General features: G+C 62.2%; 20 protein-coding genes and 1 tRNA gene. 13 read left to right on the forward strand and 8 right to left on the reverse strand.

Annotated features, from left to right (window positions below; genetic code table 11):
• The first annotated feature begins 55 nt into the window (after positions 1 to 55).
• The 3 genes from H1B27_RS32295 to H1B27_RS32305 all read left to right on the forward strand — a co-directional run bounded on the left by H1B27_RS32295 (position 56) and on the right by H1B27_RS32305 (position 1,440).
• Positions 56 to 694, forward strand: a complete 639-nt coding sequence (locus H1B27_RS32295) for a class I SAM-dependent methyltransferase (protein WP_197968839.1) — start codon at positions 56 to 58, stop codon at positions 692 to 694.
• Positions 695 to 740: 46 nt separating this feature from the next.
• Positions 741 to 1,097: a hypothetical protein gene (locus H1B27_RS32300; RefSeq protein WP_197968840.1), complete on the forward strand. Its 357-nt coding sequence runs from the start codon at positions 741 to 743 to the stop codon at positions 1,095 to 1,097.
• A 266-nt stretch (positions 1,098 to 1,363) separates the two neighbouring features.
• A tRNA-Met gene (locus tag H1B27_RS32305) sits at positions 1,364 to 1,440 on the forward strand.
• Positions 1,441 to 1,587: 147 nt separating this feature from the next.
• Here H1B27_RS32305 and H1B27_RS32310 read toward each other — a convergent pair.
• Positions 1,588 to 2,310 carry a response regulator gene (locus H1B27_RS32310; protein ID WP_197968841.1) on the reverse strand — a complete coding sequence of 241 codons (723 nt, stop codon included), beginning with the start codon at positions 2,308 to 2,310 and terminating at the stop codon, positions 1,588 to 1,590.
• Between the two features lie 1,065 nt (positions 2,311 to 3,375).
• Positions 3,376 to 4,722, reverse strand: coding sequence for a glycosyltransferase (locus H1B27_RS32315; RefSeq protein WP_197968842.1), 1,347 nt, complete (start codon positions 4,720 to 4,722; stop codon positions 3,376 to 3,378).
• Between the two features lie 324 nt (positions 4,723 to 5,046).
• On the opposite strand from H1B27_RS32315, the gene H1B27_RS32320 reads away from it, so the two are divergent.
• From H1B27_RS32320 to H1B27_RS32340, 5 genes are all read left to right on the forward strand, one after another.
• Positions 5,047 to 6,240 carry a pyridoxal phosphate-dependent aminotransferase gene (locus H1B27_RS32320; RefSeq protein WP_246515853.1) on the forward strand — a complete coding sequence of 398 codons (1,194 nt, stop codon included), beginning with the start codon at positions 5,047 to 5,049 and terminating at the stop codon, positions 6,238 to 6,240.
• Between the two features lie 203 nt (positions 6,241 to 6,443).
• Positions 6,444 to 7,343, forward strand: coding sequence for a helix-turn-helix domain-containing protein (locus H1B27_RS32325; protein WP_197968843.1), 900 nt, complete (start codon positions 6,444 to 6,446; stop codon positions 7,341 to 7,343).
• Between the two features lie 86 nt (positions 7,344 to 7,429).
• A complete protein-coding gene (locus H1B27_RS32330) occupies positions 7,430 to 8,251 on the forward strand; it encodes a response regulator (RefSeq protein WP_197968844.1) in 822 nt (273 codons plus the stop codon).
• 180 nt (positions 8,252 to 8,431) lie between these two features.
• Entirely contained in the window at positions 8,432 to 9,148 is a 717-nt protein-coding gene (locus H1B27_RS32335) for an SDR family NAD(P)-dependent oxidoreductase (RefSeq protein WP_197968845.1), read from the forward strand.
• A 42-nt stretch (positions 9,149 to 9,190) separates the two neighbouring features.
• On the forward strand, positions 9,191 to 10,294 hold the full coding sequence (locus H1B27_RS32340; protein ID WP_197968846.1) for an NAD(P)H-dependent flavin oxidoreductase: 1,104 nt from the start codon (positions 9,191 to 9,193) through the stop codon (positions 10,292 to 10,294).
• 78 nt (positions 10,295 to 10,372) lie between these two features.
• Here the strand turns inward: H1B27_RS32340 and benB are convergent, their stop codons facing one another.
• The 3 genes from benB to H1B27_RS32355 all read right to left on the reverse strand — a co-directional run bounded on the left by benB (position 10,373) and on the right by H1B27_RS32355 (position 13,191).
• A complete protein-coding gene (benB, locus tag H1B27_RS32345; RefSeq protein WP_061877186.1) occupies positions 10,373 to 10,864 on the reverse strand; it encodes a benzoate 1,2-dioxygenase small subunit in 492 nt (163 codons plus the stop codon).
• 192 nt (positions 10,865 to 11,056) lie between these two features.
• Positions 11,057 to 11,797: an SDR family oxidoreductase gene (locus H1B27_RS32350; protein WP_061877184.1), complete on the reverse strand. Its 741-nt coding sequence runs from the start codon at positions 11,795 to 11,797 to the stop codon at positions 11,057 to 11,059.
• A 56-nt stretch (positions 11,798 to 11,853) separates the two neighbouring features.
• Positions 11,854 to 13,191, reverse strand: a complete 1,338-nt coding sequence (locus tag H1B27_RS32355; protein ID WP_197968847.1) for an SRPBCC family protein — start codon at positions 13,189 to 13,191, stop codon at positions 11,854 to 11,856.
• Positions 13,192 to 13,441: 250 nt separating this feature from the next.
• On the opposite strand from H1B27_RS32355, the gene H1B27_RS32360 reads away from it, so the two are divergent.
• On the forward strand, positions 13,442 to 14,422 hold the full coding sequence (locus H1B27_RS32360) for a helix-turn-helix domain-containing protein (protein ID WP_197968848.1): 981 nt from the start codon (positions 13,442 to 13,444) through the stop codon (positions 14,420 to 14,422).
• A 244-nt stretch (positions 14,423 to 14,666) separates the two neighbouring features.
• Here H1B27_RS32360 and H1B27_RS32365 read toward each other — a convergent pair whose 3' ends face one another.
• Positions 14,667 to 15,812 carry an aldo/keto reductase gene (locus tag H1B27_RS32365; protein WP_197968849.1) on the reverse strand — a complete coding sequence of 382 codons (1,146 nt, stop codon included), beginning with the start codon at positions 15,810 to 15,812 and terminating at the stop codon, positions 14,667 to 14,669.
• 328 nt (positions 15,813 to 16,140) lie between these two features.
• Here H1B27_RS32365 and H1B27_RS32370 point away from each other — a divergent pair, with 328 nt between their 5' ends.
• From H1B27_RS32370 to H1B27_RS32385, 4 genes are all read left to right on the forward strand, one after another.
• Positions 16,141 to 16,905, forward strand: a complete 765-nt coding sequence (locus H1B27_RS32370) for a response regulator (protein ID WP_061877181.1) — start codon at positions 16,141 to 16,143, stop codon at positions 16,903 to 16,905.
• A gap of 155 nt (positions 16,906 to 17,060) precedes the next feature.
• Positions 17,061 to 17,762 (forward strand): DUF1127 domain-containing protein, encoded by a 702-nt coding sequence (locus tag H1B27_RS40465; protein ID WP_246515855.1) that lies wholly within the window; start codon positions 17,061 to 17,063, stop codon positions 17,760 to 17,762.
• Positions 17,763 to 17,770: 8 nt separating this feature from the next.
• Positions 17,771 to 18,700 carry a cytochrome-c peroxidase gene (locus H1B27_RS32380; RefSeq protein ID WP_247800977.1) on the forward strand — a complete coding sequence of 310 codons (930 nt, stop codon included), beginning with the start codon at positions 17,771 to 17,773 and terminating at the stop codon, positions 18,698 to 18,700.
• Positions 18,697 to 21,207, forward strand: coding sequence for a two-component system VirA-like sensor kinase (locus H1B27_RS32385; RefSeq protein ID WP_197968850.1), 2,511 nt, complete (start codon positions 18,697 to 18,699; stop codon positions 21,205 to 21,207). Before H1B27_RS32380 ends, H1B27_RS32385 begins: the two co-directional genes overlap by 4 nt.
• Before the next feature lie 105 nt (positions 21,208 to 21,312).
• Here H1B27_RS32385 and H1B27_RS32390 read toward each other — a convergent pair whose 3' ends face one another.
• Entirely contained in the window at positions 21,313 to 22,128 is an 816-nt protein-coding gene (locus H1B27_RS32390) for an IclR family transcriptional regulator (RefSeq protein ID WP_131869492.1), read from the reverse strand.
• Positions 22,129 to 22,241: 113 nt separating this feature from the next.
• Positions 22,242 to 23,336: an extracellular solute-binding protein gene (locus tag H1B27_RS32395; protein WP_197968851.1), complete on the reverse strand. Its 1,095-nt coding sequence runs from the start codon at positions 23,334 to 23,336 to the stop codon at positions 22,242 to 22,244.
• Positions 23,337 to 23,338: the final 2 nt, after the last annotated feature.

Raw genomic sequence — 23,338 nt, forward strand, 5'->3', positions numbered from 1 at the left:
ATCCGTTCTCACCAACAAACACACCTTAGAGAATCTTCGCGCAAGGGCAGGGGGCATGGCAGCAGACATCTCGCGGGCCGGGGTCGAGAAGGCCTATGGCCGCTGGGCGCCGGTCTATGATCTCGTGTTCGGCAAGGTGTTCGACGCCGGAAGGCAGTCGACCATCGCGGAGGCCGACCGCATCGGCGGCCGCATTCTCGACGTCGGCGTCGGCACCGGGCTTTCGCTGTCCGACTATTCGCGCACCACGAAGATCTGCGGCGTCGACATTTCCGAGCCGATGTTGCGCAAGGCGCAGGCGCGCGTGCGTGCGCTGCGCCTCTCCAATGTCGAAGTGCTCTCGGTGATGGATGCGAAGAACCTCGCCTTCCCCGACAACGCCTTCGACGCGGTGGTCGCGCAATACGTCATCACTGCCGTGCCCGATCCCGAAGGCACGCTCGACGAGTTCGTCCGCGTGCTCAAGCCCGGCGGCGAGCTGATCCTCGTCAACCACATCGGCGCCGAGAGCGGCCCCCGAAAGCTGTTCGAGCTCGCCTTCGCCCCCATCGCCCGCCGCCTCGGCTGGCGCCCGGAATTCCCGTGGGCCCGCCTCGAGGGCTGGGCCACAAGGCACGGCGGCATCACCCTCACCGAGCGCCGACCCATGCCGCCGATGGGCCATTTCTCGCTGATCCGCTACTGCAAATCGTGATTGCGTGATATGGGAACAGGGGACGCCGCCCCGGCGTTTCCTTTTCATGCGCACGACATCACACATCATTCTGGCCGGCCTCCTGATCGCCGCTTCAGGCAGCGCGATCGCGCAGGCCCCGCCCGCCCCGGCGACGCCGCCACAACAGACCGCGCCGCCGTCCCCGCAGCACGCGGCCAATTGCACGCCGCAGGACCGTCCGAATCGTCAGGCCGACGGCACCACCATCGGCCAGTCCCGGGAACCGCTCGGCGACAAGCTGGCCAAATCCGACGGCGTGCTCTGCCCGCCCTCCGGCATCGACCCCGAGATGCACGCGCCGGCCCCCGACACCGGCAGCAACACCCCGGTGATCCCGCCCCCCGGCAGCCCCGGCGGGGATCCAAACGTGAGGCCGAAATAGGCCCTTAGTCCCCCAGAATCTCGTCGTGCCGGGCTTGTCCCGGGCATCCACGTTCCCGGGGCTGCGAATGAAGGCGTGGATGGCCGGGACAAGCCAGGCCATGACGAACGCATTGAAAAAGGGCCGTATTCGCAAGGCGGCTTGTCCCGACGTAGCCTCGGCGAGGCCGGAAAAAGGCGGCCCACTTTGCTTGACTTCCCGCCGCCCCCTTCCTTATATGCCGCGCGTTCGCGAGATCGGCCTCAAGTCGCCGCCGCGATCCCTGTGGCGGGGTAGCTCAGCTGGTTAGAGCACGGGAATCATAATCCTGGGGTCGGGGGTTCGAGTCCCTCCCCCGCTACCAATCGTTCGATTTTGCCCCTAAACTACGATTTCATGCGATCTCGTCCGCAGGCGGTAGGAAGCCGAGCCGATGCGTGAATTGGCGTCGGCTGAAAGGGCCGCGCATACGGTCGGAAACCCCGTTCCCGGCACAGATGCGCATCGCGCTTCAGAACGGATCTACGGGAACCGCGAAGATATAGCCGACGCCGCGTTCGGTCTGAATGACGCGCGGCGCACTTGGATCGACCTCCAGCTTGCGCCGCAGCCGCAGCACCTGAACGTCGATGCTGCGGTCGAAAATGTCTTCATGAATGCGGGTCGCCTGAAGCAGATGCTCGCGGGTCAGGGGACGCTGCGGCGCCTCGAGGAACGCTAGCAACAAGGCATATTCTCCCTTGCTGAGCGGGACCTGCGCTTGACTGGGATCAATGAGCTTTCGACCACGCCGCTCCAGCTTCCACCCATTGAAGCGATAGCCTCCGCGCTCGGGATCGCGGGCGCGCGCGGCACGGCCTATCTCCTGCCGTCGCAACACCGCCCGAACGCGTGCCAGCAGCTCGCGCAGCGAGAACGGCTTGACGATGTAGTCATCGGCGCCGAGCTCGAGCCCGACGATGCGATCGATTTCGTCTGGGCGGTGGCCCGTCGTGATGATGACAGGCACATCGGAATGAGAACGGATCTCCCGCAGCACATCCAGACCGTCATCCTGACCAAGGCGAAGGTCGAGAATGATCAGGCTGGGCCGGCCGGCCTCGAAATGATGTTTGAGTTCGGACCTGTTGCACGCCGCCTTGGTCGGGACATTGTGCTCCTCCAGATATTTGATCACCATCTGTCGCAAGGTGGGATCGTCATCGACAACTACGACGTGGCCAACTGCATGCATACTTCACTCAAAAATCCGCTATCGCATCCTGATCCCTGAGGATACCAGGGTCGAATCCAAACGAGCGCAATTCTCCCGGAAAGCCGCCAGCGAGATCCTGGCCGTGACATTCACGGCCATCCTCATGGAATAAGAGGCACTTGCCATCGCGTAGCGGTCTCGCCCTTCCTAAACCCGCACGATCAGAGCGGCGTGATGTCTCGGTCATCAATTGCCGCTTCCGACCAAAGTCGCCGCCGTATCTCTGCGGCGCGCCGAACGGCGCTCTTCCGACTACGAGCGCAGAATTACCGTCCCATTTCAGGCCCGGCAGCCCGCGTTACAATCGTAATCCAATTGCGTCATTGCGGCTCGCGCATGGTGCGGCTCGGCATCAATCTCCCCGGCAATGAGCCCACGCTCGAGGGGAGAGACTTCTCCACACCATCGGCGAGCCGCGTGCTTCGTGTCGCGCCCGCGCAGGAGCGACTTTGGCCGGTCCGAACGATCAGGCGGTTTCAGCGGTAGCGCGATGTCGCGCACGCGAAGTCCTGATGTAGCGCGCACGTCCTATCCATGACAGGCGGTCGTTCGCAACCGGGACGATCGACGTGATCGAGATAGGGGAATGCCGATGTACAAACGATTTGGGCGGTGGACGGCAGTCGCCGCTTCGTTGCTGTTCAACTGGATGCCCGCCCTTGCGGCCGATGCAAGCACGATCGGTGCGGTTCACGGGATCGCAGCCGGCTCGCTTGGCCAGAATCAAGCCTCGGAGCATGCCGGCGCGTTCCGCCAGGCTCCCATAGGTCACCGGCAGCCGCGGCAATGCGTCAACTGCGCCAAGAGTTGACGCTGTCGAACTTGATGCCTCACGCTTGACTGCGTGGGGGGTGACAGCGCCCGTTCGCGTGGTACTCGTGTCCATTCCGAGCCGAAGGATTTACCTTGGCGCAGAACAAGACCAGGCGCCCGCCGGAAGCGGGCGCCCTGAGGGAATGGCTCACCAAGAGCCATTCGATCGGGTTTCTCTCCTATGCGATAGCCCGGACAAGGGAGGGGATCGTTTCCCAACCCAGGGCTATGTCACCTTGCTGCTCGGCGGGAGCGGGCGGGCTTCATGGTGGCGGCGCGCGGCTGCGCGCGTCGTTGTCTTTCCAGACGGTGGATGATCCGGAGAACCTCCAAACGTGTGTCGATGCTGGCGAATTCGTCGGCCATTTGGGTGGCGCGCATGCGGTAGGAAGGACGATCAAGCACTGTTCGCGTTGCCTCTCGCAGTGCTTCAGATGTCGGTGCGTTGGTCGCCAGGTTGATCCCGACGCCCGACCACGCCACGCGTGCATTGACGTCGGCCTTGTCCTCGATCAGGCCCACCGTAACCAGAGGGATTCCGAAGCTGAGTGCCTGGTTGACGGTGCCATAGCCTCCGTTGGTGACGAGTGCATCCACGCGGGGGAGCAGCCATTCGAACGGCAGGTAGCTGGCAAGCCGCGCATTGGAGGGTATGGGTCCGGGGATCGTTTCAATCGGTCGGCCGCCGGCGGTGGCGACAACCAGCAGGTCGGGCTCGTTGGCGAGAGCCGCAAATGTTGGCGCGAGCAGGAGCCCGAAATCGAGGTTGGCCACGGTACCCTGCGTGACCAGGACGACCTTGCGTGAACCATCCAGCTCGTGCGCCCAAGGCGGCAACGGGGCCTGATTTCGGATGATAGGCGGCGTTCCGACGAAATGCACCGTGGGTGGAAGCTCGCGCGGGAATTCGAAGCTCCGCACTGACAGCTGCAAGTAGGCATCGGCCAGGCCGACGACGGAATGGAAGAGCGGCACCGACACCGGTCCCACGCCGCAGGTCTTCAGCACCTCGTTCAGTTTGCGCAGGACGGGCTGGTCGACGTTGGCGTCGTGCTCTCCCGCCAGGACGGCGTATTGCTCGCGCTGCTCCTTCGTCGTCGCAGGCGGCAGGCCAACGAAATCCGGTGCGCCGTCATCGCGCTTCCAGTGCAAGAACGATGTGCCGCATAGCACGATCGGTGGCCTCGTCTCGCGCGGTCCGAGCAGCATCGGCAGGACGCCGAACAGCAGGTCATCGCCGACGATGACGTCGGCTTGAAAGTGCTTCAGCGCCTCGCGAAGGCCTTGGTCCTGGGCAGGGATGGCATCGACGAAGAGGCGTTCGCAGACGATGCGAAGCCACTGGGATCCCGGTGGGACATCCTTCAGTTCGGGAATCGGCGAGGGCAGATCCCGCCCGTCGAAATCGGCGTCGGCCGGAAGAGGAAGGAATTGCGCGCCGCTGGCTTCGATGCGCTCGCGAAATGCGGTCCCGGTCAGGAAGGCGATCTCGTGGTCGTCGTCGAGAAGTATCCGCGTGATCGCGAGCATCGGACTGATGTGGCCCGCCGCAGGCGTCGAAGCGATGAGAATCTTCATGGTTGGCCTCTGATTGTCGAACCTCGACCGTGGCTGGTCGACGAGCAGAGGGAGGGTGCTAAGCTGCCTGTTACGGCCAAGCTTCGGCGCGCCTCCAATTGGTTACGGCGGCAACGCAGCAAGGCCAATTCGGGATGCAGCCCAACTTGGCTGCGCGTCCCAGTGCGCGGCGGCTACCAGCTCAACGGCGGGAAGCTGCGGCTCGCAGCGGCAGGCTCGCAGCGGTGCCGTTCGGAACGCTCCGCCACGTACGGCATAATGCCAGCCGCCCCAGTCGACAGGCGACGATGTTGCGAAAGAGGCTGCGAATGTTGCAGCCGTAGCATGATTTTGCCGATCCGCAATGATGCGGACATCGCGGTGCCTCAGGCTCCCTGGCCTCAAACGTCACCTGCCGGGTGGCGGCTTGGCGAACTGAAAATGGGAGCCGCATCCTTGAACCGTCGCGACTGTCTGATCACCAGCTGCCTTGCACTGAGCGGGCTCGCAAAACCCGCAGCTGCCAGCGTTGCACAATCGGATCTCATCCGGCTTTCACTGAACGAGAACCCGTTCGGCCCATCGCCCCGCGCGCTCGCGGCGGTCCGCGATCAACTTGGCGAACTGTGCCGCTATGGAGGGGATCTCGGAGCTGCACTCACGGAGTTGCTGGCCTTGCGCGAACGCGTGCCGGACGACCAGATCGTGATCGGCGATATCCTCAAGCCTCTCGGATCACATCTCGCCCAGGGCGCGCCGCTCGGAGCCGAGTTCATCTATTCCGAGCCGGGTTATGCGGCTTTGGTGGATGCGGCGCGTCCAAGTGGCGGGGTCGTGGTCGGCGTTCCTCTCAATTCGAGGCTTGAGAACGATCTTGACGCCATTGCTGCCAAAGTCAGCGAACGGACGCGGGCGATCTACCTCGTCAATCCTCATAATCCGTCGGGCACTGTCAGCGATCCGGCTGCTTTTCGCGCTCACGTTCGCGCGATGTCGAAGCAAACGGCCGTCATTGTCGACGAGGCCTATCTGGAGTTCGATCCTGATTTCGAGAAGCGAACGGTCATGGATCTCGTTCGGGCGGGCGAGAACGTGGTCGTGTTCCGGACCTTCGACAAGATGTTCGGATTGGCCGGTCTCGGGCTTGGCTATGCGGCGGCGCCTCCGGCGCTCGCAACGTCGCTTAAGCGGGCCGGGTTCGGCCGGGTCGACGCACTTGATCGGCTCGCCCTCGTGGCGGCGGCAGCAAGCATACGAGATATCGATTATGTGGCGACGACGCGCACAAAGGTCGCCGCCGAGCGAGACAAATGGTACCAGTTGCTCGCCAGTCTGAAGCTTCGCCACTCCGACTCGCAGGCAAACTTCATCTTCTTCGAGGCCGACCGTCCTCAGACCGAGATAGCTGCGGCCCTGCGGAGCAAAGGTATCGACATTGGCCGCGCCTTTCCGCCGCTTGAGCGCTGGGTCCGTATCACGATCGGTCTGCCCCACGAGAACGCGGCGACGCGTGCTGCCGTTGCCGAACTGTTGCGGTGAGACCACCTCGATCGCGTCTTTGGCGGCTCCACCGTCCCGGCCGCGATCCGACTGCCCTGCCTCTGTCCGGGAGCGGCCTCGTATCCCTCCCTGCCTGACAGAGACGTGAGTTGATCGCGGTCGCGGCTGTAACTACGTGAAGCGTCGATAGTCTCACCAGTTGCTCAGCCCTCGCCTCCTGCGACAACAGAGTGTCATACTGAATGAACGTTGTGGAATATCCGATCGGCGGCGGTGCGACCATTTCGGTGCAGGAGCAGCCTGGTGTTCTGAGGTGTTTTCGATCGTTCCCACTATCCGACATCATCGAAGCAATCTGGGACTGTGACATTCCCGATGGCGATTTCGCCAAGTCGGTTACGATCAAGTGCCCGCCCGGCACATCCTTGCAGCTGATCGGCCAGTACCGGAAGCCGGCCAGAATTGCACAGAGCAAGACGGTCCTTCCGTCAAAATGCGCTACCCATGTTCAGTCGCATGCTCTCACTCTGTTCCCCACGGGAGCGTTCGGAGCCGTCATCGTCTGCCTCAGGCCGGACGCAGCCAGCCGCATCGTCAAGGCTCCGTTCAGGGAGTTCGCGAACGCCAGTCTCTATCTCGGGGATCTGTTCGGCAATTGGGAAGTCGATATGTGTGACGACCTGCTCGCCGGGGCGAGGACGAGCCACGAGCGGATCGCCGGTGTCCAGGCCTTCCTGCTTCGGCAGCTGAGTCCCCAAATAGACAGTCTCGCCAACCGCGCGGCTGCCTATCTCAGAAAAAATCCGGCCATGCCCGTCAGCACGCTGGCCGCGCTGCTCGGCACCAGCGAGCGCAACCTGTCACGCGGCTTCAAGAGAGCCTTCGGCCTCAGCCCGAAGCGGTTTGCGCGCCTTGCGCGGTTTCAGAGAATTCTCGCCGAGCGGCGCCTCGACCGCTCCTGGGCGCAGGTCGCCCATGCCTGTGGTCTTTCCGATCAGGCCCATCTCATCGGCGAGTTCCATGATCTCGTGGGCGAGGCACCGACGCAATTCTTCACGCGCGAGCTACGCATCGGCGCCGACGGAATGGACGAAGCCAACCTCATCATCCAGCGAACGGCCAGAACGGTCGATCGCAATTAGTTGATGCGGACTTCCGAAACGGCCAAGAACGGTCTTGAACGTTCACCTAGCTGAAACGCATTGGTTGTTTCGAGCGAAGGTGAAACATGTTGGCTCCCCTGAGAGCCCCCGGGCCGGTTGAGAATGCGGCGGAGAAGACCTCCGCCCACTCCGGCTTGGCTCGGATTCGCGACAGTGCGGGTGCAACCGCCAGCGCCGCGCACAATATCCTCCTTGTCGAGGACGACCCGGAAACGCGCTCGTCGGTCGTTAATCTTTTCGAAGATCATCAATTTGCCGTTCACTCAATCTGCCGCCGGCATGAGATCAGTCGATACTTCGCCTGCAATCATCCAGACTTGCTCATTCTCGACCTGCAACTGGGCCAGGACAGCGATTTGAACCTTTTGAGGGAGCTTCGATCCCGCTTCGACGTTCCCATTATCGCGACCGGCGACCGCTGCGACGAGATCAGTTGCGTAATTGCCCTCGAGCTCGGGGCCGACGACTATATCGCCAAGCCCTTCGGCCTGAGGGAGTTGCTCGCGCGCGCTCGCGCCGTGCTTCGGCGGCAGAACTGCGGCCGGACGGCTCGGACGAACGGCTCGCAGCGCGGCGGGTTCAGGTTCTGCGGGTGGACGCTCGAACGCCGCGCCCGGCGGCTGGTTAGGCCCGACGGAAGTCCCCTGGTGCTGACGAAAGCCGAATACGTCCTGCTCGTCGCTTTCCTCGAAGCACCGCAGCAGACGCTCTCGCGCGAGCAATTGCTCCATGCGACCCGAATCCACGAGGATGTGTTCGATCGGAGCATCGATGTGCGGGTCTGGCGTCTCAGACGCAAGCTCGAGATTGATCCGCGTGCGCCGGAGATCATCAAGACCCAACGCGCTATCGGCTATCTGTTCACTCCCCCGGTTGAGGCATTCTAACCGGCGGAGCGTGGGCTTTGTTCGGTCGCAGCGTCCCGCAGGCACCACGGAAGCGCGCCGAGACATGAGCGATTTACGTCTGTCACGTAAACCTGACGCAGCCGTCCGAAACTGCCAAGACGGATATCGCCGATCTTGTCACGCTGGCCCGAGTGCGATTGTCTCGATGCGAGAGGAACGATGAGCAATTCGGAGAAAGTGGCTGTGGTGACCGGGGCATCCCGGGGCATCGGCGCCGGAATAGTCGAGAAATTCCTCGACAACGGCTACCGCGTCGTCGCCTGCTCGCGAAACATCACCAGCAGCGGCCGGCCAGATCTTGTCGAGGTGGCCGGCGACGTCTCACGGCCCGAAACCGCCAGGCTCGTGATCCAGGCGGCAAGAGAGCGCTTCGGCCGCCTCGATACCCTGATCAACAATGCCGGTGCCTTCCTGTCGAAGCCCTTCACCGAGTACACGGAAGGCGAGTTTGCGAACCTCGTCCAGGTCAATCTCGGAGGTTTCTTTCACATCTCGCAGCTGGCCATTGCCCAGATGCTTCGTCAGGCGAGCGGCCACATCATCAACATTACGTCCAGTCTCCTGGCCGAGCAGCCGGTGAAAGGATTGCCCGCGGCTTTGACGGCAATCACCAAGGGTGGCGTCAACGCGGCGACACGGTCGCTTGCGATCGAATACGCGGATAAGGGCATCCGTGTGAATGCGGTAGCTCCCGGCGTGGTTCGTACGCCGATGCATGCCCCCGAGAGCCATGGGTTTCTCGCGACGATGCACCCGATCGGGCGCATTGGGGAAATTCAGGATATCGTCGACGCGGTCCTCTACCTCGACAATGCATCCTTCGTGACCGGGGAGATATTGCACGTCGATGGCGGCGCCAACGCCGGACGTTGGTGACCACCGGAGGGATCTCCGGGTGTCAGGATACGGGAGAGAGTGTTGAGCGTTTATCCTCGACCCATACTTGACTTGTTCGGAATTGATCTGCCGATCATCCAGGCTCCGATGCTCGGCATAGTGACAACCGACATGGTCATCGGAGTTGCCGAAGCAGGTGGTCTCGGCTCGCTTCCCGCGTCCGGTCTCAGTGCGGAACAAACCCGTAGCATCGTCGGTGAAATACGGCGGCGCACGCCGAAGCCGCTCAACATGAATTTTCTTTGTCATGAGGCGCCCACACGGGACCGGCGGCGTGAGGAGGCCTGGTTGCAGCGTCTGACGCGGTACTATCGCGAACTCGGGCTGACCTCCGAGCAGTCCGCCTCCGGCTCCGGCTCTCCCATTCCGGTCTTCGGGAGCGCACATTGCGATCTGCTGGAGGAGATCTCGCCGGAGGTTGTCAGTTTTCACTTCGGTCTTCCGCCGAAGCACCTGCTCGAACGAGTGCGCAGGACGGGTGCGAAGATCGTGTCGTCGGCAACCATCGTCGAAGAGGCGTTGTGGCTCGAGGATTCCGGTTGTGATGCGATTATTGCCCAGGGATTTGAAGCCGGTGGGCATCGAGGCACGTTTCTGCACCGGGATCCCACTCGGCAGGTCGGTCTCATGGCCCTCGTTCCGCAAATCGTCGATGCAGTACGGGTACCTGTCATAGCAGCCGGGGGCATCGCCGATCCCAGGGGAGTTGCTGCAGCATTCGCACTCGGGGCTTCGGGCGTCCAGGTCGGTACCGCCTTTCTGTTTTGCGAGGAAGCGAACGTCTCCCCTCTGTATCGAGAGGCGGCACGCTCGACGCCGCCCGAGCAAACGGTGATCACCAACATCTTCACCGGACGGCCGGCGCGCGTATGCGACACGCGGGTCGTTCGAGAGCTTGGCCCGATCGGGATCGACATGCCCGAGTTCCCCGTTCCGGCGGCTCCGCTGGCGCCGTTGCGTGCTGCATCCGAACGTCAAGGGCGCACGGATTTCACCCCGCTGTGGTGCGGTCAGTCAGCGCGCCTGGGCCGCGCGCTTTCGGCTGCCGCGTTGACGAGATGGCTGTCGGATGGCCAAGCCGAACCAAGCTTTGGCACGATCGGGGATATGCGGAGGAAATCCTGAACTCGGGTGCCGCCAAGGCTAAGCCGGACGGCATCTCCCTTCATGTCGAAGCATGCGCCGTCGACCTGCCCGGCGACGTCAGATGTGATAGATGTCGATCACGTGATGAATGTAGTCGTTCTTCAGCACGACCTTCTTCGCTTTGATCAGCGGACGATGCCCCGTCGCGTCGATCGTGTAGAACGACACGCCGAAATAGTTGTCGATCGTCTTGTACCGATAGCTCAACGTCAGCCAGTTGAACCGGAGATCGACGATTCCGTCTGCTTTAGCGGTGATCTCGATATTGGAGATATTGTGGAGCGTGCGCGGCTCCGGGGTGCTGGCGCTCGACCGTTCGGTCTTGATGCGGAAGACCCTATCCTCGAGGCCGCTGCGGCTGGGGTAGTAGATCAGGGAAATGTCGGTCTGAGGATTCTCGACCAGGCAGTCGTCGTCATCCCAGGCTGGCATCCAGAACCGCACATCCGGAGCATAGAAGGTCAGCCAGGTGTCCCAGTCGCGATCGTCGAGGGCGCGGGCCTCGGCATAGAGAAATGCTTCGAGATCGGGTCGGGTGATGGTGGTCATGCTTCATCGCCATGAAGTCGCGCCGAGCGCTGTCGCAAGCCTGGCGGCTTTCCAGCAGCGCTGCGCACAGTTGTGTGGGGTGTCGCCGGCCGCCAACGAGCGACCGGCGACGAGGTTGAAGCTCTCTTGGCCGCCGATGCGGCCACCCTTGCTCCTGACGTAGCGGGCAGCCGTGCGCCGATTGTCCGCCATCTACAGCGGCTGACCGGTGGAGCGGACCACGATCTCGCTGATATCCACGTCGGCCGGCTGCTCGATCGCATATGCGATCGCCCTTGCCACGGACTCCGCCGGAATTGCTTGCCGGTAGAAGCCCATCACCATGTCCTTTGCGGCGCCGGTGGTGTTGTGCTTGAGCTCGCTATCGACGATGCCGGGCTCGATCGATGCGACCCGGATCCCATCCCCAGCTTCGACGCGTAGGCCATCGGAGATCGCCCGGATCGCAAATTTCGTTGCCGAGTAGACGGTCCCGCCCGGCGCGAAGACCTTGAAGCCCAGCACGGAACTCAGGTTGACGAATTGTCCTGACTTCTGCCTCTGGAAGACGGGCAGGGCCGCCGCAATGCCGTGGAGGACGCCACGTATGTTGACGTCGATCATGCGGTCCCACTCGTCGATGCGGCACTCGGACAGCGCAGCGACGGGCATGACGCCGGCATTGTTCACGAGAACGTCGATGCGGCCGAAATCCTTCACTGTGCCCTCGATGAAGTTGGCGACGTCGACCCGTTTCACCACGTCGACGGTATAGGCCTTGCCTCTCCCGCCCGCTCTATCGATCTCTGCGACGATCGCGTCGAGCCGTTGGCGGCGGCGGGCGCCTATCGCCACGATCGCCCCCTTGGACGCCAGCAGCTTGGCCGTCTCCGCGCCGATCCCGCTCGAAGCGCCGGTGATTGCGACGATCTTTCCTTCGATGTTCTTTGACATGTCGTGCTCCTGTTGCCTTGATAGTCACGAAGACGGCTGGTGCCGCCGTGGCGTGCTCAAGTTCCGTCTCCGTGCAGTACCGCTTGTCGCAGCGTGTCCAGCCAGTAGCTGTGCTGGACGAGGAAAAGACCTTCGCTATCGGTCTTGGTGCCGCTCCTCAGTGGATGAAGGTCAATGGCCTTGGCTTCTTCGTCCGCTCCCTCGATCCATTGCGACGAGCCGCGCGACAGGTCGTTCCAACGCATGGTTCTTGCCATGTAGGCCTGCTGGCATGCCCGGAATTCCTCGAGGTCGTCAGGCGTTGCCATGCCGCTGGCGTTGAAGAAGTCCTCATACTGACGAATGCGTCGTGCCCGCTCTGCCGGCGGCTCGTTCTTCGGCGCGATGCAGTAGATCGTCACCTCGGTTTTGTCCGCTGCCAGCGGCCGGGCCACGCGTATCTGGGAGCTCATCTGGTCCATCAGGTAAAGGTTTGGATAGACGCAGAGATTGCGAAGGTTTTCGACCATCCATTGCGCTTTGGCCCGTCCATGTCTCGCCGTGAGATCGTCGAGATGCGCGTAAAGCGGACGTGATGTAGGGTCGGCCCATCTCGACCAGAGCACCAGATGGCCGTTTGCGAATGAATAGTAGCCGCCCTCCTGCTTGCTGAACTTGCCGACGTCGACTGCCTTGATGCTGTCCGTCGCCGCGTTGCGACGGCTCGTCGTCGCCACGTAGTTCCAGTGGACCGATGACACATGATAGCCGTCGGCACCATTCTCGGCCTGCATCTTCCAGTTTCCGTCGTAGATGTAGGTCGATGAGCCGCGCAGGACCTCGAGGCCGTCGGGAGATTGATCGACCATCAGGTCGATGATCTTTCTGGCCTCGCCGAGATATTCCGTCAGCGGTTTCACCGCGGGGTTGAGGCTGCCGAAGAGGAAGCCGCGATAATTGTCGAGCCTGGCAATCGCCTTCAGATCATGCGAGGCCGCCTTGTTGAACTGCTCCGGATATCCGGCATCGTCCGCATCCTTGACCTTCAGTAGCTTGCCCGAACTGCTGAAGGTCCAGCCGTGAAACGGACAGGCAAATGTGATCTTGCGGCCACGCTTGTAGCGGCAGAGCATTGCGCCGCGATGGCTGCACGCATTGATGAATGCGTTGATCGCGCCGTCCTTGCTGCGTGCGACGAAGACGGGCTGGCGCCCCATCCACGTGGTGAAATAGTCGTTGTTGTTGGCGATCTGGCTTTCGTGCGCGAGATAGACCCAGTTCCCCTCGAATATGTGCTTCATCTCCAGCTCGAAGAATTCGGCGGAGGTGAAGATCTCGCGGTCGCAACGAAACAGCCCATTGGCGGCGTCCTCGACAACGGCCGCTTCCAGGCGTTCTAGGATGCTCGATGACATGACGGGACTCTCCGAGGATGACCGATATGTCGCCGTCGATGCTGGCACGGCGACCTTGGCGAGTGACCAGAATAGGGACGGCGCCAGACTCACGTCACTGGACTGCCGCGCCCTTTCTGCTTGGACGGAGACCACCGGCTTGATGTCCTACTGCTGTGTGGAGTGCCTGTGTCGTGAACGATCGTGATGCGATGTCCACTTTGGTCCGGGTGCTCTGCTGACTAGACTTCGGCCTCCCAGGAGGATGGCCATGCATTCGGGCGGTGTGAGTGACGACTTTTTCGGCGCGCCAAGTCTGGATTACGATGCGTGGCGGGATGCGGTCCGTACGATTTGCGGGCGCTACAGTCCCGGCGGAATCGATCCGGAGGCCTTTTCGGGCCGGGCGCGCGCGCGAAATATCTGCGGTTTCAAGGCCGTGGACGTGAGTTTCAATGCCCGAACACTCGAGCGCACGCATCGCGACGTCCGTGCCGACGCAATCGACCACTACTATGTCCTGTTTCAGATGACCGGCCGATCGATGGTCGTGCAGAACGATCGGACGACGGAGCTTGACGTCGGTGACGTTGCGCTCGTCGATGCGGCGCTGCCCACCACGTATCTGGCCGAGGCGGGTGGCCATTGGGCTTCGCTGCAACTGTCGCGTCGATCGGTGACGTCTCATCTCGGGTCGGAGCCGCAATGCCCTTGCGAGGGCAGGGGCACGACCGCCGCGCGTTTGCTCCGCCAGCTGCTTCATGAGGACGTCGAAAACGGGGCCTGTCCATCAACTGCGGCGGATGCCTATATGCGTCTGGCCATCTACGATTTGATCGGCGCACTTTTTGCGCCATCCGAAGGTGAGGACGTTCTCCGCCATACCGACAAGCTGTTCGCGCGAATTTGTGCAATCGTCAGGGGCGGCTTTGCCGATCCGGCGTTCGGCCCCGGCGATGTCGCGGACCAGGCCGGAATTTCCTTGCGTTATCTCCAGAAACTCTTCACGCAGAGACATTCGACGTGCACTCAATTCATCAACGCAGTGCGTCTCGATCATGCCCTTGCCCTCTTGAAGCGCAGGTCGGCCTTGAGAACCAGCCAGTCCATCAGTGATATCGCCTACGCCTCCGGCTACAGCGACTATACCAACTTTCATCGCAGGTTCCGCTGCCGGTTCGGTCAAACGCCGGGTTCGATCGGCGGCGAAGGCCGCGGCGGAAGCGATGGAATGGAGCTCGCCGCGCGATGATTGTTTTCGCGACGCGGATGGGGACGATCAGGCCAGCTTGGGCAGGCGCTCCATGTCCCTGATCGTGTCGATCAACTGCCGGAGCCCCGGCGGCGTCTGGCGCCGGCCCGGGTAGTAGATCGTCAGTGGGCCCCTCGGAGGCACCAGCGACGCCTCGGCAGCGGCAGCGGCTCGGTTCCGAGGGCGCCCAGCAACAGCGGAGGGCATCGTGGGCCGCTGTTGCAGAGCGGCGAGTTGGCGGGCGCTAGGCGGGGAACTGGGGCAGCGGCGCGTTGTCTTCGATCAACCGCTGGCGCTTCAGCTCTTCCCAAAAGCCCGGAGGAACGGTTGCCATCATCGAGCTGGCATTGGCCAGGGCCTGAGCTTCCGTGTGGGCGCCGACGACCAGCGATACGGCGACATCCGGTGCTGACGAGAACTGCAGCGCGGCCGTGCGAAGATCAACGCCGAACTGGTTGGCGATGGCGCGCAGCTTGTCTCGCTTGACGATATGCTCCGCCGGGATCTTCCAGCTGTTCTGGCCGTAATTGTATCGCGAACTACCAGTGATGAAGCCGGCATTGAGGGATGATCCCACGACGAAGCTCATGTTCTTTTGCCGTGCGACCGGGAAGAGATTGTTCAGCGCATTGGCATGATCGATCAGGGAGTATTGCGAGGCGAGCAGGCACACGTCAGGGTCCGCCTCCTGCATGACGCGCAGGATCGGTTCCGGCGTGTTTACGCCGATCCCCCACGCCTTGATGATGCCCTCCTCCCGCATCCTGGACAGCGTGGGGAAGGCACCCTTCATCGCGATCGCGAACTCCTCCTGCCACGGGCGTGGCAGCAGTTTGTTGTCCGAGGATATATCGTGCACGAACACGACGTCGATGCGATCGATACCGAGCCGCTGGGGACTGTCTTCGATCGAACGCTTCACGCCGTCAGCCGAATAGTCGAAAACAACGTTGTTCGGCGAATTTCCGTACGGAAAATTCGATCTGGCATCGTTCTTTGGAGATGCCTTGAGCAACTTTCCAACTTTGGTGGAGATCAGATAACTGTCGCGAGGCTGATTGTGCAAGAACATGCCGAAGCGCCGCTCGGCAGCGCCCAACCCGTACCACGGTGAAACGTCGAAGTAGCGGATGCCGGCTTTCCAGGACGCTTCCAGCGTTTTGATGGCGTCTTCGTCGGTGACGACCTCGAACTCGTTGCCCAGTGGCACACCGCCGAGCCCCAAGCGGTGTCCCGATGTGAAGATCTGTTTTGCGCGATTGGTCATGGTTCTGTCTCCGTGAGGGGGCTGCTGCGCGGCAGTTGCCGGCGACGGCGCCAGGATGGTCCCAGCTGCGGCGGCTCCGGCGATTCTCAGAAAATCACGACGGCTGTTCGTTTTGTCAGGCACGAGTCTCCTCCTTCGCGAGTGATATCGTTCGGCTAACAATCGAAAGAAGGTTACGTTCGTTGAGCCGTGCTCAATGCCGCCTTGATATCGGCGTGATCGGTTGTGATCCCAATGCTCATGTGCGAGCCGCCTTGTTACCATTGTAATCATCGCGAGTTGGGGCGCTTCGCCGCTTGCCAGAGGCCGGACACCAGATGCTTTCTGACAGCAACTCTCAAAAACGTGTGCTGCGGTTCGGGGGGCCTTCCTATATCTTCAGGGGAGCCGCGATATGGAACACCCAAAAGACTGCAAGACCGACCGCGCTTGCCACCCATCCTCGGAATTGATGCGGTCGGATCTTCCATTGCCCCCAAGCGACACCTCAAAGCGCCGGGTGCCACTCTGTCTTGTCGTCGAGGACGACATGACTATGCGGCATCTGGTGACCAACTATCTCGAAGACCATGACATTCGGACCCTCTCTGCTTCGCGGCGAGAGGAGGTCCCGGCTCTTCTTCTCCGCAATTCACCGGACCTCGTGGTGCTCGATCTTCGCCTTGGTCAAGAGGACGGTCTGGATCTGCTACGCGAGATACGCGCTCAATCGGACGTGCCGGTCATCATCACGACGGGGCATCGGCGCGACGAGATCGATCGCGTGATCGGCCTTGAGTTGGGCGCGGACGACTATTTGACGAAGCCCTTCGGCCTGAGGGAACTCGTCGCCCGCATCAAAGCCGTTCTCAGACGACGAGAGGCCGTCCCGTCCCTGGCCCAGCAGCGTGATGCCGAGAAAGGCCGCTGGCGCTTTGGCAGCTGGGAGGTCGATCGGCGCCTGCGTCGGCTGACAAATTCGCACGGCGAACCAGTCGGCCTTACGAAAGGCGAATATGCGCTGCTGATGGCCTTCCTCGATGCGCCGCAGAAACCGCTGTCCCGTGAGCATCTCCTGCAGGCGACGCGTCTGCACGAGGATGTATACGACCGGAGCATCGACGTGCAGGTACTCCGGCTGCGCCGCAAGCTGGAAACAGATCCGAGTGTGCCGTCCGTCATCCGGACCGAACGCGGCATTGGCTATGTCTTCACGCTATCGGTGGAGCGGCTTTGACGGTCGGAGGGGTGAGGAGCCACCCATTCGGCGGCGGCGCGCCGCTTCGAATGTGCCGGATTCGTATTACGGATGTAGTCGTTTTGGCCCGCGTTGGAATGTCATGGAAACGTGACGGCAGCAGAGTCTCCCATGCAAACGACATGGAGACGATCATGCTGATGGTCAAGAAGACAACATACGATGGTCCACGAAGCGCGATCCAGGAGCGACCTGACGAACGTGTGCGGCACGAACGATCTCTGCCCGGAATAAGGCCCTCATCCTCGCCCGCGCGAATCGAAGAAGGTGCGCTTCAGCCGAAGGCGACGAGGCGCTTCACGAATGTCCTCGCACGATCGGCGATGGTCCCGGCCAAGGCGCTTGTCGATTTCACGGTGACCGTTGGCTCCGTTCTGACTGCCGAGTTTCTTGCTGGTTGTGCCGCCTATGCTTGTGCGATGTATCCATACTATGCTGTGCCGGAAGAACGCGAAGCGGAAGTCGAGCTCGAGCCCGTTTCCGATCGGGCGAAGAGCGATCGGGCGCACACGGGTCGGGGAAACCTGCGCTTGATCGCGCGTCAGGTGAGCCTTCCGGTCGAGGACGTGGAATCGCATCGGCCACTGCCGCTACCGGATGCGCAGCCGTTCATGTCCAACGTTCCCCTCGTCAGTCAGCCGGCGCAATCGTCCCCAGCCTGGTACGCATCGATCGGCGCGGCGGCGCTGGCGCTGGGCAGATCGATCGCCGAACGCAGGGCCGTGCGGCGCTCCGTGGCCGAACTGCGTCAGCTCGATGATCGTCTCCTGCGAGACATGGGGCTTTGTCGTCTCGATATCGAAAACGCAGTCAAAGGTGAAATCGATCTGAGATGAAATCGATTGTGGCAGCCGTCTGCGCAACAGTGTTACTTGCAGGAACGTTTGCCGGCCTCGGGCCGTCGACGGTATCTTCTTCGACGGCCCCGATCGAAGCCGATGGCGAGCCGATCACGCCGATCCCGCCGCCGCCGCCGGCGGATCCCCGAAAACTCGCTCTGGGCGAGCGCCTGTTTGGCGATACGCGGCTGTCCGCCGACGGGAGGTTTGCCTGCTCATCCTGCCACGACCTCCGCACCAATGGAGCGGGTGGAGGTAGGAGCCGGAATCCGGCCTCAGGGCAGCTCGACACGCTCACCGTGTTCAATGCAGCTCTGAGCTTTCGTCTGACGTGGGAAGGCCGTTTTCGCAGTTTTTCCGATCAGACGGAGGAGTCGATCAGAAGCCCCACCAGCATGCGCAGCACTGTTGCCGACGTCGTGCTGAAGTTGAAGGCCGATGCGGCCCTGAACAAGCAGTTTCGTGCTGCCTACGGCCGCGACGTCGATCGCGACAGCCTGCTCGATGCCATCTCGACATTCGAGCGATCCCTGCTCACGCCGGACAGCCGCTTCGATCGGTGGCTCGCAGGCGATGCATCCGCGCTCTCTCCGGCCGAACTCGAGGGCTACAAGACCTTCAAGGCTTTCGGTTGCAGCGCGTGCCATCAAGGCGTCAACGTCGGGGGCAATCTGATCGCCCGTCAGGGCATCTTCCGCCCCCTGGTTGCACGCGGGCCTTTCCGGGTTCGTGTGCCGAGCCTGCGCAATGTCGCCGTTACCGCTCCCTATTTCCACGACGGAAGCGCCGCCACTCTCGAAGACGCTGTGCGCCGGATGGCGGCTGCGCAGCTCGATCGGACGTTGAACGATGATCAGGTCGCCTCGCTGGTTGCCTTCCTCGGAACCTTAACGGGCAACTACCGTGGCAAACCCTTGACCGGAGCGGCGCCATGAGGGCCGCGCGATGGGCGGCGGTCGTGATCGGGCTGTCGGTTCTGCTGACCTGGTTCTCATGGCGCGCGGTGAATCCGGAGGCGGAGCATTATGATCGTGCACTGATCGAGATCGATCGTTTCGGCATGATCGAGGACGCGCTGTACCGTGACCTCTTCACCGCCCGCGCGGGCCTGTTACTCAATTATGACCCATTGGTCAGCGAGATCGATGGGCTGCACAAGGCCATCGCCCGCTTGCGCGCAACCGTCGAGGTCGACGGTCGGACCGCCGACATGGTCAACCGGCTCGCCGCCTCGGTGGACCGCCAGGAGCAACTGGTCGAGTATTTCAAGAGCCAGAATGCGGTCATGCACAACTCGCTGTCCTTCTTCGCGCGTTTCGCGGCGAATTCGGACCGCCGCGATCTGGACCTCGCCATCAGGTCCGCGGGGACGGCCATCCTCCACTTGACGTTGGACACGTCGTCGACTGCGGTCAAGGAAGCCGAGGATCGCCTGGACGAACTGGACGGGCAGGCGGCCGAATCCGGGCAGGTGGTCCAGATCGAGCCCTTCCTCGCCCATGGCCGTTTGCTGCATCGGCTGCTGCCTTCGGTCGACAACATCCTGAAGAAGATGTTGTCGCTGCGACACGAGCAGGATCAGGCGGCCTTGCGCGCGACTATCCTGGACCTGCAGGTCACCTCGCGAAATTCGGCCCGCTTCTATCGCGTAATGCTCTACGGCTCCTCGATCGCGCTGATAGCATTCCTGATCTATCTCGGTCTCCGATTGAGATCACGTGCCAACGCGCTGCATCGACGCGCGGCGCTGGAACACATTATTGCGGACATATCGATGAATTTCATCAATGCGACGCCGCAAGGCGTCGAAGCGGAAATCCAGCGAGCCATCGCTTCGTTCGGAACTTTTGCAGGATCTGATCGCGTCTATGTCGTCGTGTCCGGCGCGACCACACGGTCGTATGTCTGGCATCAGCCGGGCAGGGAGTTCCCGCCCGGCTGGCCTGAAGCCGCGGTTGATCTGGCCTGCCGGATGGTCGACGGGGAAGGAGTCGTCCACGTGCCCGACGTGCGCCGTATGCCCGTGGGCGATAACAAGCTCTTCCTGGAGGGCATGGGTCTCGGGGGATGGGCATGTGCGATCAATAGCGATCGTCAAGGCCGCATGGTCGCGTTCGGCTTCGATGCCGTCGGCTGCAAGTGTCGCGTTTCTCACGCTGGCGAACTCGTTCTCCTGCGTATGGCCTTGGACACTTTCATCCATGCCGTCGAGCGGCAAAGTGTCGACGAGGAGCGAAATCGCCTGCAAAAGCGCTTGCAGCAGGCGCGCCGCATGGAGAGGATCGGCACTTTCACCAGCGGCATCGCTCACAATTTCAATAACATCCTGGGAGGAATCCTCGGATATGCCGAAGTGATGGAGGAGCACGCCCGCTCCAGCCCGGCACTGGTGCGCCATCTCGCCGGGATACGGCGAAGCGCAGACCGGGCCCGCGATCTCGTCAGTCAAATCCTCATGTTCGGCCGTCGCTCCGATATTCGTCGCGACTCCGTCAGCATAGGTGCGCTCGTCGCCGAAACGGTCTCGCTGTTGCGCGTTGCGCTGCCGCCCCGGATTGAAATGGTGGTCAGACAGCATCCGGCCGGATTGATCGTCATTGGCGAGAGCGTGCAGCTGCAACAGGTCATCATGAACCTGTGCAACAACGCGGCGAACGCGATGCCGGAGTCAGGACGAATTGAGATCGAGATCGAGCTGCATGAGGTGCTCGACCCGATCTGCCTCAGCCACGACAAGATCGAGCCTGGCCAGTACGTGCGAATTTCGGTTTCGGACACGGGGGCGGGCATGGACGGACCGACATTGGACCGGATATTCGAGCCGTTCTTCACGACGAGGTCCAGCGGAAACGGATTGGGACTCGCAACGGTGAAGGAGATCGTTCTCGACCACGGCGGGGGGATCAATGTGCGCAGTTGTCCGGGCGAGGGCAGCCATTTCGACGTCTGGTTGCCGCGGGCCACGGCGGCGGCCCTCCCGGAGCAGCGTCTGCCTGAGCATACGACAGGACCGGGCAAGGTCGTGATGCTCGTAGCCGGCGACATTCACCGCCTTCGCGGTGACGAGGAAATGATTGCTGCGCTCGGCTTCGAAGCCGTGGGCTTCGCCACGGCTGAGGCCGCACGTTCCGCGTCCAAAGCAGCTCGCGACCGGTTCGATTTCGTGGTCGTGGGTCCGGTCGGCTCGCTCGGGCAATCCCTTGAACTGGCCACCGTGCTGCATCGCGAGCTTCCGTTGATTCCGATCGTCCTTGCGACGAAGACGGCATTCGAGATCGGTGCCGATGCGCTATTGGGGGCCGGCATTTCTGACGTCGTGCGATGGCCCATTGTTGCCGAGGAGATTGCGGTTGTCCTGTCGCAGATCTCCCGCGTCGGCAGGCGCGAGGTCTCGAGGCGACTGATATCGGAGGCGTCAGCGACACTTCCGGCGCTATCGTGATGCGGAGCAATTGGCGAGACGGAGGGACTTGCGGACTTTCCTGTCACCTGACGCTTTTCGGCGCGCAAGGGTACGAGCCAGGATGCCCTCCAAAAGGAAACAAGATCAACGGGCGCGTCGCAATTGATGTGACGGTGTAGAATCGCCTCTCACGGCAGGGTACGCCGCCGGCCTGCTGGAATAGCCGAGGGCGGCGCCGATGGTCCGGGCCGCCTCCATGACGTGAACCGAATATTCCTTGATCTGCTTGCGCTTGACGCGGGTGTCGGGGCCGGACATGCCGATCGCTCCCACCAGTTCGCCGGAGCGGCCGAGGATCGCGCAAGCGCAGGCCGCGATGCCCTCGCGCCATTCGCCATGCAGCACGGAGGAGTAGCCTTGCGCGCGTGCCAGCTCGATGTCCTCCCGCAGTTCCTCGATCGTCGTTCGCGTCGTTTCGGTGTAGCGCCTCAGATGCGGCCGGAATCGTTCCAGGTAGTCATCAGGCATATGCGCGAGCATCGCCTTTCCCGTCGCCATGGTGAAAGCGGGTGCGCGCATGCCCACGCTCGTATGGGCGCGGATATGGTGAGCGCTTTCGATCTTATCGACGTAGACGACGTCGGTATCTTCGAGCACGGACAGGTGAATGGTTTCGCCGGTGATCTCGGCAAGCTTGGTCATTGCCGGTCGCGCGACGTTGATGAGATCCATCCGGTGGATGACATGGCTGCCGAGCGCCCAGATCTTGGTCGTGAGCTCGTAAGTGCTGTGCGGAGGGATCTGGCGCACATAGCCTTGGGACTGCAAAGTCATCAGCAGCCGATGCACGTTGCTCTTGGTGAGCTTCAGCTCGCTCGCGAGGTCCGTGACCCCGCGGGGCTGCTCGCTCAGAGCAAGTGCTTCCAGGAGACGCAGTCCCTTGGTAAAAGCCTTATCCATCCACCAGCCAAAATAGAATGATCTTTCACTCGATCTAGCATGGCCGCGCGAACGGCAATAGCCCGGGTGTGGAATCAGCCCCGATCCTTTCGGATCGGGGCTGATCAGCCTGCCTACTGGGCCAGCAAGGCGTTGAGCTTCTCCTGCCCGTACTCTTCATTGGTGGAATTTCCGGCCGGCGAAGTCGCGCCCCAATAATCCGGGCTCCATTCGATCGCTTTCGAGACGTTGTCCGGGTTGTTGGCCCAGTAGCGCGCGAGCTTCTTGTCGGTCGCGGCCTCGAACACGATCGGGGAGGGAAGGGCGACCGGGAAGGTCGAGGTGAGCTGCGCCGCGCGCTTGGGCTCGAGCCGCCAGGACAGCAGTTTCAGCGCGTTGTCGTAGTTCGGCGCCCCCTTGGGGATCGAGAAGAAGTCGTAGTAGACGAAGCCCTGATTGAAGGTCAGCTCGATTGGGGCGCCCTCCAGGGCGAGCTTGCTCATCGAACCGGTGTAGGCCATGCACATGTCGGCCTCGCCATCGAGCAGGAGCTGCGGCGGCTGTGCCGACGTCGTCCACCATTTGGCGATATGTGGCTTGATCTCCTTGACCTTCTTCAGCGCCCGCTCCATGTCGATCGGGTAGAGCTTGTTCTTCTCGACGCCGTCGGCCATCAGCGCCGCTTCGAACACGAAACGCGGCCAGGCGGGCATGCAGCGCCGGCCGGGAAATTTCTTCACGTCCCAGAAGTCGGCCCAGGTGGTCGGTACATTCTCACCCTTGTACTTGTCCTTGTTGTAGACGAGGCCGACGCCGATTACCTGCAGTGCCACGCCCTTCTTGCGCTTCAGCTTGTCCGGCATCGCCGCCAGCGTCTGTTTCGCTCCGTCCGACAGCTTGGAATAGTCGATATCGGCCAGGCAGCAGTCGCCGAGCAGCTTCGTCTCCTGGTCGAAGATGAACGTCAGATCCCATTGCGCTTTGCCGGCTTCGGCCTGAGCCTTGATGCGCGGGCCGCTACGGGCCTCCTGGACGGTGACCACCTTGATGCCGGTCTCTTTCTCGAACGGGTCGTACATGACCTTGCGCAATGCATCGCCATAGCCGCCGCCCGGATCCTGCATGATCACGACGTTGCTCTGCGCTTGAGCCAGGCCCGTCCCCATCGCGACGAACAGGGCCGAGGCCAATACGGAAGCCGATAGTCGCAAGCGTTTCATTCCCAGCATTT

Origin of the sequence: Bradyrhizobium diversitatis (assembly GCF_016031635.1) — a bacterium.
Classification (GTDB): Bacteria; Pseudomonadota; Alphaproteobacteria; order Rhizobiales; family Xanthobacteraceae; genus Bradyrhizobium; species Bradyrhizobium diversitatis.

What these genes read in the sequence shown, in the direction of transcription:
- H1B27_RS32295 (WP_197968839.1), top strand. Translation starts at nt 56, where the DNA reads ATGGCAGCAGACATCTCGCGGGCCGGGGTCGAGAAGGCCTATGGCCGC.
- H1B27_RS32300 (WP_197968840.1), top strand. Translation starts at nt 741, where the DNA reads ATGCGCACGACATCACACATCATTCTGGCCGGCCTCCTGATCGCCGCT.
- H1B27_RS32310 (WP_197968841.1), bottom strand. Translation starts at nt 2,310, where the DNA reads ATGCATGCAGTTGGCCACGTCGTAGTTGTCGATGACGATCCCACCTTG.
- H1B27_RS32315 (WP_197968842.1), bottom strand. Translation starts at nt 4,722, where the DNA reads ATGAAGATTCTCATCGCTTCGACGCCTGCGGCGGGCCACATCAGTCCG.
- H1B27_RS32320 (WP_246515853.1), top strand. Translation starts at nt 5,047, where the DNA reads ATGATTTTGCCGATCCGCAATGATGCGGACATCGCGGTGCCTCAGGCT.
- H1B27_RS32325 (WP_197968843.1), top strand. Translation starts at nt 6,444, where the DNA reads ATGAACGTTGTGGAATATCCGATCGGCGGCGGTGCGACCATTTCGGTG.
- H1B27_RS32330 (WP_197968844.1), top strand. Translation starts at nt 7,430, where the DNA reads ATGTTGGCTCCCCTGAGAGCCCCCGGGCCGGTTGAGAATGCGGCGGAG.
- H1B27_RS32335 (WP_197968845.1), top strand. Translation starts at nt 8,432, where the DNA reads ATGAGCAATTCGGAGAAAGTGGCTGTGGTGACCGGGGCATCCCGGGGC.
- benB (WP_061877186.1), bottom strand. Translation starts at nt 10,864, where the DNA reads ATGACCACCATCACCCGACCCGATCTCGAAGCATTTCTCTATGCCGAG.
- H1B27_RS32350 (WP_061877184.1), bottom strand. Translation starts at nt 11,797, where the DNA reads ATGTCAAAGAACATCGAAGGAAAGATCGTCGCAATCACCGGCGCTTCG.
- H1B27_RS32355 (WP_197968847.1), bottom strand. Translation starts at nt 13,191, where the DNA reads ATGTCATCGAGCATCCTAGAACGCCTGGAAGCGGCCGTTGTCGAGGAC.
- H1B27_RS32360 (WP_197968848.1), top strand. Translation starts at nt 13,442, where the DNA reads ATGCATTCGGGCGGTGTGAGTGACGACTTTTTCGGCGCGCCAAGTCTG.
- H1B27_RS32370 (WP_061877181.1), top strand. Translation starts at nt 16,141, where the DNA reads ATGCGGTCGGATCTTCCATTGCCCCCAAGCGACACCTCAAAGCGCCGG.
- H1B27_RS40465 (WP_246515855.1), top strand. Translation starts at nt 17,061, where the DNA reads ATGCTGATGGTCAAGAAGACAACATACGATGGTCCACGAAGCGCGATC.
- H1B27_RS32385 (WP_197968850.1), top strand. Translation starts at nt 18,697, where the DNA reads ATGAGGGCCGCGCGATGGGCGGCGGTCGTGATCGGGCTGTCGGTTCTG.
- H1B27_RS32390 (WP_131869492.1), bottom strand. Translation starts at nt 22,128, where the DNA reads ATGGATAAGGCTTTTACCAAGGGACTGCGTCTCCTGGAAGCACTTGCT.
- H1B27_RS32395 (WP_197968851.1), bottom strand. Translation starts at nt 23,336, where the DNA reads ATGCTGGGAATGAAACGCTTGCGACTATCGGCTTCCGTATTGGCCTCG.